The sequence below is a fragment of the Streptacidiphilus rugosus AM-16 genome (genome assembly GCF_000744655.1).
GTDB lineage: Bacteria > Actinomycetota > Actinomycetes > Streptomycetales > Streptomycetaceae > Streptacidiphilus > Streptacidiphilus rugosus.
This window is the reverse complement of sequence record NZ_JQMJ01000004.1, coordinates 1170854-1187325: the sequence shown is the minus strand read 5'-3', so window position 1 is coordinate 1187325 and position 16472 is coordinate 1170854. Positions and strand designations below refer to the sequence as shown.

The following is a 16472-nucleotide window of genomic DNA, read 5'->3' as shown; positions in this document are numbered from 1 at the left end:
GCAGCTTAGACCGCCAGCAGTTCTGCCATGGACGCGTCCAGTGCATCCCGCAGATCCGCCGTGCGGGCGGGGGAGACGAAGCGGCCGCGCACGCCGAGACGGACCCGGCCGCGGTAGCTGCTGACCGCGACCGCGAGCGCCTGCCCCTGCGCCAGCGGCGGCAGCGGATGCAGCCCGGCCAGCCGGTGGCCGCCCAGTGAGAAGCCGAAGTCCGGCAGTGGCACGTTGGTCACCAGCGCGTCGAAGAGCAGCGGTGCGGAGGGCCGCAGCAGCGGCGCGGTGAACCGGTGCCCGGCGGCGGGCAGCAGGTCGGCCAGCAGGGCGACCGCTCCCGCGCCGCGTCGGGGACCGCGCTGCTTGTGGGCGTCCATGGCCTGGCGGACCAGCCGCAGGCGCTCACGGGGTCGGGCTCGGCGACGGGCAGGTCCACCAGGTAGCCCGACAGCCGGTTGCCGCCGCCGGGCGTGCCCGCACGTCGGCCGCCCCGGTCGCTGACCGGCACCAGCACCCGCACGTCGGCCGACTCGCCCCAGGCGCGCAGCGCACCGGCCAGCAGGGCCAGCACGACGTCGTTGACGGTCCCGCCGTGGGCCTTGCGGATCAGGCGGATCTCGTCCAGGTCGAGGGTCGGCAGGGCGAGCGCGGGCGGTCCGGCGGCGGGGCGGCGCAGCTCGGACGGCCGCAGCAGCGTGCGTTCCAGGCCGCCGAGCGAGGCGCGCAGCGCGTCCCCGGCGAGCTCCGCGGCTCGGAGGGTGCGCCGGGCCTCGACCGGTATCGAGCGGAGCAGCCCCAGCGGCCCGGACGACCACGTGGCGGCCGATCCGGCCGATCCGCCCGGGCCCGACGGTGCCGCGGCGCTGCGTGGCGGAACGTCGGCGAACTGGTCGAACAGGCGCATGCCGACCTCCAGCGCGCGCAGTCCGTCGACGGCGGCGTGGTGCACCTTCAGCAGCAGCGAGAAGCCACCGCGGCCGGCGTCGAGCAGGTGGATCTCCCATGGCGGCGCGTCGCGCGGGACCGGCCGGGCCATGAGGGCCGCGACGGTCTCCTCCAGGGAGGCGTCGGGGAGCCCGTCGAGGACGTGGTGGGTGAGGTGGGCGGACGCGTCGAAGTCGGGCCGGTCCTGCCAGTGAGGTCCTTCGAGCGGGTTCCACGAGGTGGCGACGCGCCGCCTCAGCTGCGGGACCGTCCCGGCGCGGGCGGCCAGCAGGGCGAGCAGCGCCGCGGGATCGACGGTGGCGCCAGGCTCGGGTTCGAAGGTGGCGAGGGCGCCGATATGCAAGGGCGCGTCGGGCGTTTCCAGGCTCCAGAAGGCCGTGTCCAACGGGCTGAGCCTGGTCGTCATCCGTACGATCCCCTTTGCGTGGTCGGTCCTGCTGTGTCGGTTCTGCGGCGTTCCGTGGCGGTGTGTCTGTGGGACAGTCTCCCCGTCCAGTGTTGCGTGCAGGTGTTCGTACCGAGAAGTTTGATGTTTGCCTGATGACGCGTCGGGAACGGAAAGGGCATGTCACGGCCCGTGCCCCCGGTCCGTCCGGTGCTGCGGCCGAAGGCCCGCGGAAGCGGAGAATCCAGCGTCATGTCCTCGAACCGCCCTGACGCGGAGGCCGACGCCGAGCCCGGATCCGTGCCGGAGTCCTCGCCCGCACCCGTGTCCGAAGCCGCGTCCGAACCCGCGCCGTCGGCGGAGCAGGAGTCCGCGCCGCGTCGGAGGCTCCGAATGCGGCGGCTGATCACGCTCGCGCTCTGCGCCGTCGTGGCCTACGTCGTCCTGCTGCAGATCGTCCGCCACGACGCGAACCCGCTGCCGGTGCTGGAGCGGGCGAACGGTTGGTGGCTGGTGCCGGCGGTGCTCGCCGCCGCGGGCGGATCGCTCGGCTCGACGGCCGCGCTCGTCGGATTCGTCCCGGAGAAGGTGCCGCTCGGGCGGGCCCTGCTGGCGCAGCTGTCCGGGTTCTTCGTCAACCTCGCGACGCCGGGCGGGCTCGGCAGCGCGGCGGTCAACACCCGGTTCCTGGCCCGCTCCGGCATTCCGCAGACCCAGGCGCTCGCCAGCGTCGCGCTCGGCCAGATCATCGGCCTGGTCCTGCACCTGCTGCTGCTCGTCGGTTTCGGGACGTACATCGGCGCGAACTACGCCGCCTCGCTGCCGCCCGGCGCGACCCTGCTCGCCGTCGGCGCCGCGATGGCGGTCGCGGTCGCCGTCGCCCTGGGCGTGCCGAGCCTGCGCCACTGGCTGGCCGCGCGACTGCGCGAGGCCCGTCCGCGCTTCGCGCAGCTGCTGCGCCAGCCGGGCAAGCTGACCGTCGGCATCGTCGGCCAGCTGGCCGTGACCCTGATGGCCGCCGCCTGTCTCTGGTGCTGCACCCGCGCCTTCGGCCAGTACCCCGGCTTCGCCCAGGTCACCGTCGCCCAGTTGATCGGCTCCACGGTGGGCTCGGTGATCCCCACCCCGGGCGGCATCGGCTCCGTCGACGCGGCTCTCGCCTACGCGCTCCGGGTCACCACCGGCACGCCGACCGCGACATGGCTGCCGGTGGTGCTGGTCTACCGGCTGTGCACCTTCTGGCTCCCGTTGCTGCCCGGCTGGGCGGCGTTCCTGTGGCTGCAGCGGCGGGAGGCGTTGTAGCCGTCGCGGCGCTGGGAGTCGTGCTCACGCTCCGGCTTCGAGAATCCCCTTGAGGGTGGCCAGTTCGGTGTCCACGAGCGCGATCTGCTCGTCGAAGAAGGCGTCGCCGAACGTCGGGGGCTGAAAGAACGTCATCATGAACTCGGCGCCGTCCCCGTTGGCGACGACGCGCGCGGGCACCTGCCAGGAGGCCTGCTCCTCGACGTAGTCGTGGTCGAGCAGCCCGAGCGCCGCATCGCCCCGGATGCGCAGCCGCGCGGCCCCGCGCGGGGTGGTCATCAGCCACCAGCCGGGGTCCTCGGTGGGCTCGACGGCCTTGACGTTGACGACGGCCCAGGCGGGCCAGTTGGCCGGATCGGCGAGGAACGCGTAGACCTCGGCGACGGGGCGGGCGATGGTGACGGTCTTGGTGACCGAGCGGGCGGTGGCGGGCGTGCTGCTCACGGCTCGTTCCCTTCGTGCTGCTGCTGGTGCTGTTGTTCGTGCTGGGGCTCTTGCTCGTGCGGCGGGTGCGGGGCGCCGACCAGATCGCGGATCCACGCCTCCAGTCGGCGACGGCGGTCGGGGGCGAGCGCGGCGAAGAAGTGGGCGTCGTTGCGGTCGGCGATCTCGGCCAGCAGGGGCGCCAGCCGGCGCCCCTCCTCGGTGAGGGTCAGCCGAAGCACCCGCCGGGAGCGGGGATCGGGCTCGCGGGACATCAGCTCCTTGGCGATCAGCCGGTCCACCAGCCGCGACACCGCGCCGACGTCGATGTCGACGTAGCGGGACACCTCGCGGGTGGTGGTCGCGTCGCCCCGGTACACGGTGATCAGCACCGCCCACTGGGCGACGGTCACGCCGTGCTCGGCGAGCTGCTTCTCGAAGCGGCCGTGGACCTCGTCGGACAGCCGGCGAAGCCAGTAGCCGAGGTGGTCGTGCAGACCGCTTACCTGATCCGTCATGCCTCGAGTGTGGGCGTCGGTTCGTATGTTGTCAAGGCAACAGTTGTTCCGGCATGCTCATCCGGTCGCCGAGGTGGTCCGACGCGAAGTGGCCCAAGCAGAAGGGAAAGGAGTGGCCCTCCTGGGAGGGCCACTTGGCCACTAGCTTGGAGGCATGACACAGACCCGCGTCGACTTCTACTTCGACCCCGCCTGCCCCTTCGCCTGGATCACCTCACGCTGGATCCTCGAGGTGGAACCGCTGCGCGACCTCGACGTCCGCTTCCACGTCATGAGCCTCCACCGGCACAACGAGGGCAACGAGCTGCCCGACTGGTACCGCGATCTCGTCGACCGATCCCTCGGCCTGGTCCGCATCGCCGTCGCCGCCGCCGAACACCACTCCGAGGACGTCCTGCGGGACCTCTACACCGCGCTCGGCACCCGCATCCACGCCAAGGGCGACCAGGACTTCGACGCGGTCGCCGTCGAGGCCCTGGCCGAACTCGACCTCCCGGCGAGCCTCGCCGACGCCGCCCGCTCCACCCGCTACGACGCCGCCCTCAGCCGCAGCCACGACCTCGGCAAGGACCCGACCGCCGGCGGCTACGTCGGCACGCCCACGATGCACATCGACGGCACCGCCTTCTTCGGCCCGGTCCTCAACAGCATTCCGCGTGGCGCGGAAGCGGCCCGACTCTTCGACGCGGTACGGACGCTCGCGGCACACCCGGACTTCTTCGAGCTGAAGCGGGAGCGGACGGGCAAGCTGCGCTTCGAGTAGCCGACGGTGCGGGTCCGCCCGGGCCGGGCGCTCCGGGAATCGCGCCCGCCCGGCGCTGCGTTTGAGGTTCCCCCGGGGGAAGGTTCTAGGTTCGGGGCATGGCGGACGGACCTGAGCTGATCACGGTCGGTCAGCTGGCACGTCGTGTCGGCCTGACCGCGAAGGCGCTGCGGCACTACGACCGAGTCGGACTGCTGGCGCCCGCCGCGGTCGACCCGGACACCGGCTACCGCCTCTACAGCGCACAACAGGTCGAGCTCGCGCGGCTGGTGCGGCTCCTGCGCTCCGTCGACGTGCCGCTCGACCAGGTGCGCGCGTGCCTGGCCCGGCCGGGCGACGACGCCGCGGTCAGGGAGGTCCTGATCCAGCACCGGCGCCGGCTCCAGGCACGCCTGGACCGGATCCGCGGCGACCTGCACCGCATCGACCATCTCATCGAGGACGGAGTCACCACAGCGATGACCGACCAGGACGAGCAGCACCCGAGCGGTCCGAAGGCCGACGAGCGGCGAACGGCCGTCGACCTCTTCAACGGGGTATGGCGACTGCTGGAGAAGGAGGACCGCAGCGTCGAGGACGACGACCGGATGCTGCACATGGCGCACGCCTCCCGCTACCACTGGGGTGAGGTCGGCGCCCCGGTGAACCTCAGCCGCGGCGAGTGGCAGTGCTCGCGGGTCTACTCCGTCCTCGGACGGGCCGAACCCGCGCTGCACCACGCCCGACGGGGACTGGAGATCTGCCAGGCGCACGGCATCGCGGACTTCGACCTGGCCTTCGCCTACGAGTCCCTGGCCCGCGCCCACGCCGTGGCCGGCGACAAGGACCAGGCCCGCGCCTGGACCGAGCAGGCCCTGGCCGCCGCCGAGGACATCGCCGAGGACGAGGACCGCGAACTGGTCCTGACGGACCTGGAGGCCGTCCCCGGCCAGCCACGCTTCTGGTGAGCCGCGCACTCAGCCGTTCCGTCGGCCGGGCAGGGGTGCGCCCCCGAGGAACGCGCGGTACGTCCCTGCGGCGTCCGGCTCGACGTGAGGGGCCGAGGGGCCGTAACGGGTGTCGGTGCGGTCCCGTTTCGGTCCGGAGACCCAGAACTCCTCGTCGGTCTGCGTGTCGTAGAAGTTGGCGCCGTGCATGCCGCCTGCGCGGCGCAGCGTCCGCCCGCGAAAACGTGCCGTGCTCCAGGTCCTGGAGAAGTCCACCCAGCCGATCCAGGAGGGTCCGCGGTCGGTGTCGTAGCCGGATTTCAGCTGCACGAACATCAGGCGTCGGGGCATGGGGGTCAGGCTCCCCCGCCGGCGGCAGCAAGCACCAGCGAGTTCACGGCGGTCACGCGCGCGGAGTCCGGGGCTGACGGCTCGGCAGGTCCTTGGCCAGGACGCGCTCGTGCCCCCGGCCGTCGGGCAGGGGGTCGCCGGGGACGCCCGTGTCGGTGAAGCCGTGGCGTTCGTAGAGCGCCGCGGCCCTGGGGTTGTCCGGCATCACGGACAGGCGGATGTGCGCGGCGCCCCGCCCGGTGGCCCAGTGCTCGACCGCCTGCATCAGGGCGTCCCCGACGCCCTGGCCTCGGGCGGCCGGGCTGACCCACATGGAGATCAGCTCGACTGCGTCCTCCGCCTCCTCGTCCGGGACGCCGCTGACCATGCCCGCCGGACGGCCGTCGACCACCGCGACGACGTTGAAGCCGCCGGGGATCTCCAGCCGGGCCCGCCAACGGACCTCGCGGTCACCCGGCCCCTGCCACTCCGCGAGCGTCGACCCGAACGCGGAGGGCGCCTCGGCCAGGGCCGCCTGCCGGAGTTCCCGCCAGATCGGCCAGTCGTCGGCCTCCAGGATGCGCAGTTCAAGCATGAGGCAGACCCTGCCGCATCGACGAGGCGACGGCAATCCGATTGCGTCGGCCACCCGGGCGCCCGGCCGGGCCGCGGGTCAGAGGTCCAGGACGAGCTTGCCGTCCTGGCTGCGGGAGACGCAGATGAGCATGGAGTCGGCGCGTTCCTCCAGGGTCAGCAGCTCGTCGCGGTGGTCCGGGGTGCCGCCGAGGACGCGGACCTTGCAGGTGCCGCAGAAGCCCTGTTCGCAGCTGTAGGCGACGTCGGGGAGACGGTCGCGGACGGCGCCGAGGACGCTGCGGTCCGCAGGGACCGTCACGGTGGCGCCGGTGCGGCGGAGTTCGACCTCGACGGTGTCGCCGTGGGCGCTGCCGTCGGCCGGGTGGAAGCGTTCGAGGCGGGCCTCGACGCCGGGGCGCAGCGTGGCGAGCGTGGCGACGACGGCGTCCATCAACGGCTGCGGGCCGCAGACGTGGACCGTCGCGCCGTGCGGGGCCGACTCCAGGGCGGCGGCGAGATCGGGAAGGCCCTCCGTGTCGGTCTCGACGACGGTGACCCGCGACGGGTCGGCCTCGCCCGCGAGAGCGGTGATCTCGTCGAGGAACGGCATGCTCGTCCGTGAGCGCCCGACGTACAGCATTCGCCAGTCACTTCCGCGAGCAGCGCTCTCGCGCACCATCGACAGGATCGGCGTGATGCCGATCCCGCCCGCGACGAAGTACCGCGGCCCGGCCCCCGCGCCCAGCGGGAAGCGGTTGCGCGGCCGGTGCGCCTGCACCGGGGCGCCCGCCGTCAGGGTCGCGTGCACCTCCTTGGAGCCGCCACGGCTGTCCTCGGTCAGCCGCACCCCGATCCGGTAGGCGCCCCGCTCGGCCGGGTCCCCGCACAGCGAGTACTGCCGCACCAGACCCGAGGGCAGCAGCAGGTCCAGGTGCGCGCCCGGCTCCCAGGCCGGCAGCTCGCCGCCGTCGGCCGAGGTGAGCAGCAGTTCCGCGACGCCCTCGGCAGGCGTGCTCCGGTCCGCGACGACCAGCCGCAGCGGACGCGTCGCCGCCTCCGCCTCCTCGGCCGCGGCCCGCGCGGCGGGTGAACTCGCCAGATAGGCCAGCGCCTTGGCCGTCGAGCCCTCCTGCGTCGGGTGGTAGCGCCTGCGCATGTAACGCGGCACCGCCGTGAAGATGTCCTTCGGCGCGGGCACCAGGTCGGCCTTGGCCGCCCGCACCCAGTCCTTGATCTTCGGCTCCAGCGCCCGGCGCTGCGCGGGCGTCAGCTCGGGGTCGTTGGCGATGAAGAACTTCACGCCCCTGACCCACAGCCAGAACAGCGTCGGGAACACCGTCGTCATCGCCCGCAGCCGCCGCCCGTAGCGGCCGTCCACGTGCTGGAAGACGTCGAAGGCGACCGAGCGGTGCTCGACCTCCTCCGCCCCGTGCCAGCGCAGCAGATCCACCATCACCGGGTCCGCGCCGTAGCGCTCGAAGCCCTTCGCCTCCAGCACCCACTTGCCGAGCACGGCCGTGAAGTGCTCGATCGCGGCGATGAACGCGACGCGCTCCTTGAGCCACCAGGCCGTCGCGGCGGGAGGCGCGGTGTGGTCGCCGAGCAGGTGCTCGAAGAACCAGTCCATCTGGGCGGTGTACGGGGAGGGGTCGAGCCCTTGCGCCGTCAGGTGGTCCAGCACGGTGGAGTGCGCCTGCGAGTGCACCGCCTCCTGGCCGATGAACCCGATCATGTCCTCCCGCAGCCGGGCGTCGCGGACCAGCGGCAGCGTCTGCTTGTAGACGTCGACGAACCAGCGCTCACCGGCCGGCAGCAGCAGGTGCAGCACGTTGATCATGTGCGTGGAGAACGGGTCGTCGGGGACCCAGTGCATCGGGGTCCCGGCCCAGTCGAAGGTGACTCGGCGCGCCTGCAGCGGCGCGTGCTCGGTGCTGACGGCGAGGTCGGTCACGGTACTCGGCTCCTTGTCGGACAAGAACGGCGGTGCGGAAGGGAGGAGGCGGGGAGGGACGACGGGTGCTCAGCGCGGGGTGAGGTCCCTGCGGGCGACGAAGCGCAGCGCGCCCGGGGCGAACCGGCTCAGCGCCTGGCCGATGCGCGCCTCGGCGGCCACCGGCACGACCGGACGGTTCTCCCGCACCGCGCGCAGCACCGCCTCCGCGATCCGCTCCGGCGGCAGGTTGCGCAGCCGGTACAGCCGGTCGGCGTTGCGCCGCAGCCGGTCCTGCTCGCCGTCGCTGACGCCGACGTAACGGGTGGACCTGGCGATCGCGGTGTTCACGAAGCCGGGGCAGACCGCGCTGACGCCGATCCCCTCGTCCGCCAGTTCCGCGCGCAGGCACTCGCTCAGCATCAGCACCGCCGCCTTGCTGGTGGCGTAGGCGGCCAGGGTGCGCGAGGGCAGGAACGCCGCGGCCGAGGCGATGTTGACGATGTGTCCGCCCTCTCCGCGCTCCTTCATCATCGCGCCGAAGAGGCGGCAGCCGTGCACCACGCCCATCAGGTTGACGCCGAGCACCGAGTCCCAGTCGGAGGCCGCGGTGTCGAGGAACGCGCCGCCCAGACCGATGCCGGCGTTGTTGACCACGACGTCGGGGACGCCGTGCTCGGCCTGCACCGACTTGGCGAAGGCCTCCATCGCCGTCACGTCGGAGACGTCGACCGCGTAGGAGCCGGTCCGCGGCGCGCCCAGCAGGCCGGCGAGCTGCGCGGTACGGGCGGCCGACTCGGGGTTGAGGTCGGCCGCCACCACCGAGGCCCCGGCCTCGGCGAAGGCGAGGGCGGTCGCACGCCCGATGCCGCTGCCCGCGCCGGTCACCACGACCAGCTGTCCGGCGTGCGGGGAGCGCGGCTCCGCTCCCGCGCCCTTGCGCGCCCCCGGCTCCGCCGCGTCGCCGACCTGCGCGCGCTCCAGACCCGGCGAGGCGGGGCCGCCCTCGACATGCGTGACGAACTCGTCGATCCAGCGGGCGAGCACGGTCTCGTGCGTCAGCGGAGCCCAGTGCCCTGCCCGCAGCGGCCGGCGCCAGAGCCGGTCGACGTAGGGCTGCGGCGCCTGCCCGGCCATCGACGGAGTGACGAAGAGGTCCTTCTGCGGCAGCACCAGCTGCACCGGGATGTCGGTGGGCCGCTGCCGGGGACGGGCCAGCCGGGGGATCATGTTCGCCCGGTAGAGCGCGAGGCCTCGCACGGCGTCGGTGGGGAAGGTGGGCGCGCCGCTGCCGTGCGGGACCCCCTCGATCGCGCGCAGCAGCGCGGGCCAGGCCTTCACCATGGCGGTGCGCCACAGCAGCGGCGGCAGCAGCGGCAGGTGGAAGTAACCGATGTACCAGGAGTGCACGCCCTGCCAGGCGGCCTGGGCGAGCCCCCGCGGACTCGGGTGGCGCAGCTTGTCGCGCATCCACTGCCCGACGTGGTCCAGGCAGGGCCCGGAGATCGAGCTGAAGGAGGCGATCCGCCCGGCCAGTGCGGTGCCGGTGACGGACTCCCAGGACTGGATCGAACCCCAGTCGTGGCCGACCAGGTGGACCGGCCGGTCGGGGGAGGCGTGCTGGAGCACCGCGCCGAGGTCCGCCTCCAGCGTCGCCAGCGTGTAGGACCTGATCCGGCGCGGCGCGTCCGAGGCGCCGGCTCCGCGCACGTCGTAGGCGACGACGTGGTGGCGCTCGGCGAGCTGTTCGGCGATGGGTCGCCACACGGCGTGGGTGTCGGGGTAGCCGTGCACCAGCACGACCGTCGACGCGGCGTCGGGATCCCCCCACTCGAACACCGCCAGCCGCACGCCGTCCGGCGCGGTCACGAACGACTGCCGCTCCCGCACCTGCTCACTGCCGCGGGTCTTCCGGCTCTTCCGGCTCTCCGTGCTCATGCGGCGCTCTCCTGGGGCTCGGCATCGTGGACTTCGGAGGTCACCGCGCGGGGCGCGGCGGACCAGTTCCTGACGTGCGGCAGGTCGTCGTCGAGCCAGTAGGCGTCGTCGTCCGTGACGACCAGCAGCTCCTCGAACTTCGCGCCGACGCGGCGCAGTCCGAGGTGCGGCTCGACCGCCCACAGGCCCGGCGTCGGGGTGTGCGCGGAGGACCTGCCGTCGGCCCACAGCGGCGAGCGGTGCTGGATCCGCTCGCCGATCAGCTCGCGGCCCAGGGTCTGGAGGCTGCGCACGCCGAAGCCGGCCACCACGGTGCGCGGTCCGCGGGCCTTCAGCCGGGTCACCTGGTGGGCCAGGACCCGGCCCGGGTAGACGCGGTGCCGGTTCTCGTAGCCGTGCCTGGCGATCAGGCCGTCGACGGAGCGGTAGATCTCGTCGAGGGGCTTGCGCTCGCGCACCTCGGCCAGGATCAGCGCCCGGTACTCCTGCAGGTCGTCGAGGATCTGCTGCTGCACCCGGTTGCCGCCCAGGCTGCCGGCGTAGCCGATGTCGGCGGTGTAGCCGTCGGCGACGGGGGCGCAGTCGAGGATGAACGGGATGCCCTCCTCCAGTCGGCGGTCGGTGGGGAAGAACTGCAGCGGCGTCCGGAAGCGGTGGAACACCGTGCGGTCCCCGAACCAGGCGAAGGGCACGTGGAACCAGTCGTCCGCCCCGTTGGCCTCCAGCCACCGGCGCATCCGCTGGGCGGCCTGCTTCTCGGTCACACCCGGCTCGAGCGCCGCCGCGACGCTCTCGGCGCAGCGGTAGGCGAGCTGCTGAACAGCGCGGAAGCGGTTCAGATCCTCCGGCGCCCAGGCCGGCTGCTTATTAGACATGTTGTCAACATACTGCCGAGTACCCTTCGCGCAACAGGGTCTGCGCCGGAGAAATCGGGTCGCCGCGGGAGCCGCGGCGTGACTAGGTTCGATGGCATGAACGCCACCTCCGCCCGCCCCCTCGTCGCCGTCCTCAGCGGCGCCGGGATGTCCACCGACTCCGGCCTGCGCGACTACCGCGGCCCGCAGGGCCTGTGGCGGAGCGACCCGACGGCGCAGCGCATGGTCACCATCGGCGACTACCTCGCCGACCCCGAGGTCCGCCGCCGCGCCTGGCGGCTCCGCCTGGAGCACGGCGTCCTCGGGGCGAGCCCCAACGTCGCGCACCGCGCGCTGGCCGCCTACGAGCGGACCGGCCTGCCGATCAGGGTGCTCACCCAGAACGTCGACGGCCTGCACCAGCTCGGCGGGGTCAGTCCGCGCAAGGTGCTCGAACTGCACGGCACCGCGCGGATGGTCCAGTGCGTGCGCTGCAAGGTCCGTGGCGACATGGCCGACGCCCTGGCCAGGGTCGAGGCGGGCGAGGCGGACCCGCCATGCCTCGACTGCGGTGGCGTGCTCAAGCCCGCGACCGTCCTGTTCGGCGAGCACCTCGACCCCGAGGTCCTCGGCCAGGCGCGCGCGGTCGCCGCCGCCTGCGACGTGCTGATGGCGGTCGGCACGACCCTCCAGGTCCACCCGGCCGCCGGGCTCGTCGACATCGCCCTCGCCCGAGGCGCCCAGGTCATCGTCGTCAACGCCGACCCCACGCCCTACGACGACGCGGCGAGCGAGGTCGTCAGGGAGCCGATCGGCACCAGCGTCCCGGCGCTGCTGCGGCGTATCGCCCGGGATGCGGGGGCTGCGTGGCCTGCTGACGGCGTGTGAGGATACGGGTCGTGTCGACCACCCAAGCCGAAGAGCCCACCGCCATTGCGCTGACCTACACCGGCGAGGACGGAGCCGAGCTCGGCTACCTGAGCCGCGGAACGGGCGCGCCGCTCGTCTGTCTGCCCGGAGGCCCAGGAGCGGACGTCCGCTACCTGGGCGGTCTCGGCGGCCTGGACGCCCACCGCGCGCTGATCCTGCCGGACCAGCGCGCCACCGGCCGCTCGCCGGTACCGCAGGACCGCGCCCGCTGCGCCTACACCGCACAGGCCCGCGACCTGGAGGCGCTGCGCGAACACCTGGGGGTCGAGGAGCTCGACCTGCTCGGCCACTCCGCTGCCGCGCTGACCGCCCAGGAGTACGCGGCGGCGTTTCCCGGCCGGGTGCGCCGCCTTGTCCTGGTGACCCCGGTCGGCCGGGTGTCGCGCGAAGCGGACGAGGCGGAGCTCGCCGAGATCAAGGCGGGGCGCGCCGGGGAGCCGTGGTACGAGGCTGCCGTCGCCGCCGAGGCGGAGCTGGCGGCGGGCGGCGTCCCAGCCGACCGGATCGACGAACTGACGCTGCGCACCGTGCCGTTCGTCTGGGGACGCTGGACCGAGTCGGCCCGTGCGCTCTACCGGCAGCCGATGGACAACGCGCCCGACTGGTACCGCGCCGCCTTCTACGCCGGAGGGCCCGGGGCCGAGGCGACCGAGGACGAGCGGTCGGCGCGGCTCGCACGGCTGGCCGCGTCCGACGCCCAGCCGCTGGTGCTGGCCGGCGGGCAGGACGGTCTCATCGGCGTCGCGCCCGCGCGTCTCGTCGCGGACCTGCATCCGGGCAGCAGGCTCGTCGTCTTCGCGGACGGCGGCCACCGGCTCTGGCACGAGGAGCCGGAGCGCTTCGTCGACACCGTGCTGGCGTACCTGGACGCGTAGCGGGGCGACGGCGTCGGACCGGGGTGCAAGGATCGGGTCCATGACGGACTCGGGATACTCCGGCACCCCGCTGGCGAAGAAACTCCGCATCAAGCCGGGCCACCACCTGACCCTGCTCCACGCCCCGGCGGGCTGGACGGTGCCCGACCTGCCCGCCGACGTGGTGCCGGAGCGTGACCCCGCGGCGGCGGACGTGACGATCGCCTTCTACCGCGAGGCGGCCGAACTCCGCGCCGACGCCGGCCGGCTGGTCGCGGACCTGCAGCCGACGGCCTGCCTCTGGATCACCTGGCCGCGTCGGGCCGCGGGTCACCGCAGCGACATCGCGGAGAACGACCTGCGCGAGATCTTCCTGCCGCTCGGCGTGGTGGACGTGAAGGTCGCCGCGGTGGGGGATGACTGGTCCGGGCTGGCCTTCGTCTGGCGGAAGGAGAACCGCCCGACCGCGAGATCCGCTGCAACAAAACGTTGACGCGGGTGCGGCGCGTCGATAGCGTCCCATCAACAAACTGTTGATGTCTTGGTTGACGTCTTGATGGGCGAAGGGGCAGTCATGGCCGCGCGAACCACGTTCTCCAGCAGCCTGCGGGAGGGCATCGAAGCCGACCTGGCCGGGGTCGACGCGGATCTCGCCGCGCGCTACCCGGGCGACCCCGGCACCCGCCAGCCCGTGCACACCGTCTACGTGCCCGCCGACGCCCTGGCCGAGCGCAGCATCGGCGAGCTCGTCTCCGACTGGGGCGGCCAGGCCCTCGCCCTGCTCGACGCCCACGCCCCCACCGCGGCGGCGCTCGCCGCGGTGGTGGGACAGGACAACGCCGTGCTCGCTGCCGACGTGCACGACCGCGTCCGCGCCAAGCTGCGGCGCGAGCCCATCGAGGATCTGCGCATCGACTTCGAGGACGGCTACGGCCCCCGGCCCGACGCGGAGGAGGACGCCGCCGCGACGCGCGCCGCCCAGCTGGTCGCCGCCGCCGTCGCGGAAGGCAACGCGCCGCCCTTCGTCGGCATCCGGATGAAGTGCATGGAGCCCGCCGTCCGGGCCCGCGGCATCCGGACCCTGGACCTCTTCCTCACCGGCCTGCTCGACGCCGGCTCCGGCGCGCTTCCCGAACAGCTGGTCCTCACGCTCCCCAAGGTCACCTACGCGGAGCAGGTCGCCGCGATGGCCACGCTGCTCGACGGGTTCGAGCAGGCGGCCGGACTCCCGGCGGGGCGGATCGGCTTCGAGATCCAGATCGAGACCACCCAGGCCATCCTCGGCGCCGACGGCCGGGCCACCGTGGCCCGCATGATCGAAGCCGCCCGAGGCCGGGCGACCAGCCTCCACTACGGCACCTTCGACTACAGCGCGTCCTGCGGCGTCAGCGCCGCCTACCAGAGCATGGAGCACCCGGTCGCCGACCACGCCAAGGCGGTCATGCAGGTCGCGGCGGCGGGCACGGGCGTCCGACTGTCCGACGGCTCCACGAACGTCATCCCCACCGGCCCGACCGCGCAGGTCCACGCCGCCTGGCAACTCCACCACCGCCTGGTCCGCCGTTCACTGGAGCGGGCCTACTACCAGGGCTGGGACATGCACCCCGGCCACCTGCCCACCCGATACGCGGCGGTCTACGCCTTCTACCGCGAGGGCCTGGACGCGGCGGCGGCGCGCCTCGCCGCGTACGTCGCTCGTGCGGGTGGCGACGTCATGGACGAGCCGGCGACGGCGAAGGCCCTGAGCGGCTACCTGCTGCGCGGCCTGGACTGCGGCGCGGTGGACGCCGCTGAGGTGGAGAAGGCCGCCGGTCTGGACCGCGCGGCGCTCGACACGCTGGCCGGTCGCTGATTTGGAGCCGGGGCGGCTGGTGCCGTAGTGTTGCACGAGTTGCCCCGGTGACCGCCGTGAACACGGCGGAACGGGAAGACAAATCCCCGGTAAATCGAAGCTGAAAAGCTCTGATAGAGTGGGAAACGAAGGAAGCGCCCGGAGGGCCCGGTGAAACTGGGCCGAAGGAAGCGTCCGTTCCTTGAGAACTCAACAGCGTGCCAAAAGTCAACGCCAGTTACTTTTGAGATGTTTTAAAATCAGCGAGGACGCTGTGCACGAGTCCCCCTTATTCCGGTGGGATGTCGTGCCGCTCAACGCGAATGCCCGATTACGGGAATACATTCACGGAGAGTTTGATCCTGGCTCAGGACGAACGCTGGCGGCGTGCTTAACACATGCAAGTCGAACGGTGAAGCCCTTCGGGGTGGATCAGTGGCGAACGGGTGAGTAACACGTGGGCAATCTGCCCTGCACTCTGGGACAAGCCTTGGAAACGAGGTCTAATACCGGATACGACCCTGGAGCGCATGCTCCGGGGTGGAAAGCTCCGGCGGTGCAGGATGAGCCCGCGGCCTATCAGCTTGTTGGTGGGGTGATGGCCTACCAAGGCGACGACGGGTAGCCGGCCTGAGAGGGCGACCGGCCACACTGGGACTGAGACACGGCCCAGACTCCTACGGGAGGCAGCAGTGGGGAATATTGCACAATGGGCGCAAGCCTGATGCAGCGACGCCGCGTGAGGGATGAAGGCCTTCGGGTTGTAAACCTCTTTCAGCAGGGAAGAAGCGCAAGTGACGGTACCTGCAGAAGAAGCACCGGCTAACTACGTGCCAGCAGCCGCGGTAATACGTAGGGTGCGAGCGTTGTCCGGAATTATTGGGCGTAAAGAGCTCGTAGGCGGCTTGTCGCGTCGGATGTGAAAGCCCGGGGCTTAACCCCGGGTCTGCATTCGATACGGGCAGGCTAGAGTGTGGTAGGGGAGATCGGAATTCCTGGTGTAGCGGTGAAATGCGCAGATATCAGGAGGAACACCGGTGGCGAAGGCGGATCTCTGGGCCATTACTGACGCTGAGGAGCGAAAGCGTGGGGAGCGAACAGGATTAGATACCCTGGTAGTCCACGCCGTAAACGTTGGGCACTAGGTGTGGGTCACATTCCACGTGGTCCGCGCCGCAGCTAACGCATTAAGTGCCCCGCCTGGGGAGTACGGCCGCAAGGCTAAAACTCAAAGGAATTGACGGGGGCCCGCACAAGCAGCGGAGCATGTGGCTTAATTCGACGCAACGCGAAGAACCTTACCAAGGCTTGACATATACCGGAAACGTCCAGAGATGGGCGCCCCCTTGTGGTCGGTGTACAGGTGGTGCATGGTTGTCGTCAGCTCGTGTCGTGAGATGTTGGGTTAAGTCCCGCAACGAGCGCAACCCTCGTTCTGTGTTGCCAGCGGGTTATGCCGGGGACTCACAGGAGACTGCCGGGGTCAACTCGGAGGAAGGTGGGGATGACGTCAAATCATCATGCCCCTTATGTCTTGGGCTGCACACGTGCTACAATGGCCGGTACAAAGAGCTGCGATGCCGTGAGGCGGAGCGAATCTCAAAAAGCCGGTCTCAGTTCGGATTGGGGTCTGCAACTCGACCCCATGAAGTCGGAGTTGCTAGTAATCGCAGATCAGCATTGCTGCGGTGAATACGTTCCCGGGCCTTGTACACACCGCCCGTCACGTCACGAAAGTCGGTAACACCCGAAGCCGGTGGCCTAACCCCTTGTGGGAGGGAGCTGTCGAAGGTGGGACCAGCGATTGGGACGAAGTCGTAACAAGGTAGCCGTACCGGAAGGTGCGGCTGGATCACCTCCTTTCTAAGGAGCACATAGCCGCTTGCGAGCGCATGTCTCGCACGGTTGCTCATGGGTGGAACGTTGACTATTCGGCACACGGATTCCTGGTGGGATCGTCAGTACTGCGCTTC

At 71.6% G+C, this 16472-nt stretch carries 15 protein-coding genes, 1 rRNA gene and 2 pseudogenes; 8 read left to right on the top strand and 10 right to left on the bottom strand.

Translation table 11 applies throughout. From position 1 onward, the window contains the following. Positions 1-5: 5 nt before the first annotated feature. Entirely contained in the window at positions 6-371 is a 366-nt protein-coding gene (locus BS83_RS47525; RefSeq protein ID WP_232248311.1) for a WS/DGAT domain-containing protein, read from the bottom strand. A gap of 251 nt (positions 372-622) precedes the next feature. After that, positions 623-1345, bottom strand: a pseudogene (locus BS83_RS47520) (wax ester/triacylglycerol synthase domain-containing protein); the annotation flags it as partial. Positions 1346-1576: 231 nt separating this feature from the next. On the opposite strand from BS83_RS47520, the gene BS83_RS14445 reads away from it, so the two are divergent. After that, entirely contained in the window at positions 1577-2626 is a 1050-nt protein-coding gene (locus BS83_RS14445) for a lysylphosphatidylglycerol synthase transmembrane domain-containing protein (protein WP_051943049.1), read from the top strand. Positions 2627-2650: 24 nt separating this feature from the next. Here BS83_RS14445 and BS83_RS14440 read toward each other — a convergent pair whose 3' ends face one another. Together BS83_RS14440 and BS83_RS14435 are read right to left on the bottom strand one after the other, a co-directional pair. Then, complete coding sequence (locus BS83_RS14440) at positions 2651-3070, bottom strand: SRPBCC family protein (RefSeq protein ID WP_051943048.1); 420 nt, start codon at positions 3068-3070, stop codon at positions 2651-2653. Next, the gene (locus BS83_RS14435) at positions 3067-3567 is read right to left on the bottom strand and encodes a MarR family winged helix-turn-helix transcriptional regulator (protein WP_051943047.1); all 501 of its coding nucleotides are present in this window, start codon (positions 3565-3567) and stop codon (positions 3067-3069) included. The genes BS83_RS14440 and BS83_RS14435 overlap by 4 nt, the downstream gene beginning before the upstream one ends. 154 nt (positions 3568-3721) lie before the next feature. On the opposite strand from BS83_RS14435, the gene BS83_RS14430 reads away from it, so the two are divergent. Then, positions 3722-4330: a mycothiol-dependent nitroreductase Rv2466c family protein gene (locus BS83_RS14430; RefSeq protein ID WP_037604266.1), complete on the top strand. Its 609-nt coding sequence runs from the start codon at positions 3722-3724 to the stop codon at positions 4328-4330. A 98-nt stretch (positions 4331-4428) separates the two neighbouring features. After that, positions 4429-5277 (top strand): MerR family transcriptional regulator, encoded by an 849-nt coding sequence (locus BS83_RS46470; RefSeq protein WP_084713486.1) that lies wholly within the window; start codon positions 4429-4431, stop codon positions 5275-5277. Positions 5278-5286: 9 nt separating this feature from the next. Here BS83_RS46470 and BS83_RS14420 read toward each other — a convergent pair whose 3' ends face one another. The 6 genes and pseudogenes from BS83_RS14420 to BS83_RS14400 all read right to left on the bottom strand — a co-directional run bounded on the left by BS83_RS14420 (position 5287) and on the right by BS83_RS14400 (position 10905). Then, entirely contained in the window at positions 5287-5607 is a 321-nt protein-coding gene (locus tag BS83_RS14420) for a hypothetical protein (RefSeq protein WP_037604265.1), read from the bottom strand. 52 nt (positions 5608-5659) lie between these two features. After that, a complete protein-coding gene (locus BS83_RS14415) occupies positions 5660-6181 on the bottom strand; it encodes a GNAT family N-acetyltransferase (protein ID WP_037604264.1) in 522 nt (173 codons plus the stop codon). Between the two features lie 78 nt (positions 6182-6259). After that, entirely contained in the window at positions 6260-6841 is a 582-nt protein-coding gene (locus BS83_RS48900; RefSeq protein ID WP_408641091.1) for a flavin reductase family protein, read from the bottom strand. Between the two features lie 399 nt (positions 6842-7240). Continuing rightward, a pseudogene (locus tag BS83_RS47515) lies at positions 7241-8035 on the bottom strand (metal-dependent hydrolase); the annotation flags it as partial. A gap of 147 nt (positions 8036-8182) precedes the next feature. Next, the gene (locus tag BS83_RS14405; RefSeq protein WP_084713484.1) at positions 8183-10030 is read right to left on the bottom strand and encodes an SDR family oxidoreductase; all 1848 of its coding nucleotides are present in this window, start codon (positions 10028-10030) and stop codon (positions 8183-8185) included. Then, on the bottom strand, positions 10027-10905 hold the full coding sequence (locus tag BS83_RS14400) for a M24 family metallopeptidase (protein ID WP_051943046.1): 879 nt from the start codon (positions 10903-10905) through the stop codon (positions 10027-10029). The genes BS83_RS14405 and BS83_RS14400 overlap by 4 nt, the downstream gene beginning before the upstream one ends. Before the next feature lie 96 nt (positions 10906-11001). Between BS83_RS14400 and BS83_RS14395 the strand changes: the two genes are divergently transcribed. The 5 genes from BS83_RS14395 to BS83_RS14375 all read left to right on the top strand — a co-directional run bounded on the left by BS83_RS14395 (position 11002) and on the right by BS83_RS14375 (position 16362). Further along, positions 11002-11772: an SIR2 family NAD-dependent protein deacylase gene (locus BS83_RS14395; RefSeq protein WP_037604263.1), complete on the top strand. Its 771-nt coding sequence runs from the start codon at positions 11002-11004 to the stop codon at positions 11770-11772. A gap of 11 nt (positions 11773-11783) precedes the next feature. Further along, a complete protein-coding gene (locus BS83_RS14390) occupies positions 11784-12689 on the top strand; it encodes an alpha/beta fold hydrolase (protein ID WP_198035238.1) in 906 nt (301 codons plus the stop codon). A gap of 40 nt (positions 12690-12729) precedes the next feature. Next, positions 12730-13161, top strand: a complete 432-nt coding sequence (locus tag BS83_RS14385) for a hypothetical protein (protein WP_037604262.1) — start codon at positions 12730-12732, stop codon at positions 13159-13161. 81 nt (positions 13162-13242) lie between these two features. Then, positions 13243-14520: a DUF6986 family protein gene (locus tag BS83_RS14380; protein ID WP_408640999.1), complete on the top strand. Its 1278-nt coding sequence runs from the start codon at positions 13243-13245 to the stop codon at positions 14518-14520. A gap of 323 nt (positions 14521-14843) precedes the next feature. Further along, positions 14844-16362, top strand: a 16S ribosomal RNA gene (locus tag BS83_RS14375). Positions 16363-16472: the final 110 nt, after the last annotated feature.

Coding starts and splice junctions, on each gene's coding strand:
- BS83_RS47525 (WP_232248311.1), bottom strand. CDS start 371: ATGGACGCCCACAAGCAGCGCGGTCCCCGACGCGGCGCGGGAGCGGTC.
- BS83_RS14445 (WP_051943049.1), top strand. CDS start 1,577: ATGTCCTCGAACCGCCCTGACGCGGAGGCCGACGCCGAGCCCGGATCC.
- BS83_RS14435 (WP_051943047.1), bottom strand. CDS start 3,567: ATGACGGATCAGGTAAGCGGTCTGCACGACCACCTCGGCTACTGGCTT.
- BS83_RS14430 (WP_037604266.1), top strand. CDS start 3,722: ATGACACAGACCCGCGTCGACTTCTACTTCGACCCCGCCTGCCCCTTC.
- BS83_RS46470 (WP_084713486.1), top strand. CDS start 4,429: ATGGCGGACGGACCTGAGCTGATCACGGTCGGTCAGCTGGCACGTCGT.
- BS83_RS14420 (WP_037604265.1), bottom strand. CDS start 5,607: ATGCCCCGACGCCTGATGTTCGTGCAGCTGAAATCCGGCTACGACACC.
- BS83_RS14415 (WP_037604264.1), bottom strand. CDS start 6,181: ATGCTTGAACTGCGCATCCTGGAGGCCGACGACTGGCCGATCTGGCGG.
- BS83_RS48900 (WP_408641091.1), bottom strand. CDS start 6,841: ATGGTGCGCGAGAGCGCTGCTCGCGGAAGTGACTGGCGAATGCTGTAC.
- BS83_RS14405 (WP_084713484.1), bottom strand. CDS start 10,030: ATGAGCACGGAGAGCCGGAAGAGCCGGAAGACCCGCGGCAGTGAGCAG.
- BS83_RS14400 (WP_051943046.1), bottom strand. CDS start 10,905: ATGTCTAATAAGCAGCCGGCCTGGGCGCCGGAGGATCTGAACCGCTTC.
- BS83_RS14395 (WP_037604263.1), top strand. CDS start 11,002: ATGAACGCCACCTCCGCCCGCCCCCTCGTCGCCGTCCTCAGCGGCGCC.
- BS83_RS14385 (WP_037604262.1), top strand. CDS start 12,730: ATGACGGACTCGGGATACTCCGGCACCCCGCTGGCGAAGAAACTCCGC.
- BS83_RS14380 (WP_408640999.1), top strand. CDS start 13,243: ATGGCCGCGCGAACCACGTTCTCCAGCAGCCTGCGGGAGGGCATCGAA.